Below are 757 nucleotides of genomic sequence, written 5' to 3' on the forward strand. Positions count from 1 at the left end.
AGGTCGATCGCAGGCCAGTTCGACCGCGTTGGCCCGCGGCGGAATGACGATCACGGCATCGGCGCTGTGGTTGATGATCGCGTCGTAGGTCGGCTTTCCGTCATAGGCGCCATCGGCGGTGAACCGTTCGATCGGAAAACCGATCTGGTCGAGCAACGGGTTCACCTGCGAGGCATCGCCCGTGTCCTGGTCGGTCATCTTATGAGCGATGATCTCGCCGCTGTCGGCATCCAGAGCCAGATGGAGCTTGCGCCACCCACGACGGGATCTGGCGCCATGCTTCTCCTCCAGCCACTGACCAGCGCCGTAAACCTGAAGGCCGGTGCTGTCGACCAGAACATGCACCGGTCCGTCCGATCGAACCAGGGGATCGTGCCGCCTGTTCGGCGATTGCCATATCCGTGCCCGACGGCTGAGTGTCGTATGGTCCGGGACGGCGAGATCCAGTCCCATCAATTGGAGCAGTGATCCCAGTAATCCTTCCGTCTGGCGCAGACGTAGCCCGAACACCAAGCCCAACGTCAAGGCGGTTTCGATCGCCAGATCGGAATAGCGAGGCTGGCCGCCACGGGTCTTGCGTTTCGGCGCTTGCCAATGGGACAGAGCTTGCGGTGTCATCCACAGGGTCAAGCTGCCACGCCGCCGAAGCCCAGCCTCATATTCCGGCCAGTTCGTCACCTTGAATGTCATCTTGTCGATGCGATGGCGGCGGGTGGCATTGTGTTTGAAAGGCATGGCTGCGACAAACCGATTATTG

1 protein-coding gene is annotated in these 757 nt (G+C 61.2%); it reads right to left on the reverse strand.

Annotated features, from left to right (window positions below; translation table 11 throughout):
- Positions 1-735 (reverse strand): IS5 family transposase (locus AC07FD_RS39500; protein WP_478354210.1); only part of this gene is annotated, 735 nt, incomplete at its 3' end.
- Between the last annotated feature and the right edge of the window lie 22 nt (positions 736-757).

Source organism: Mesorhizobium waitakense, assembly GCF_056431085.1.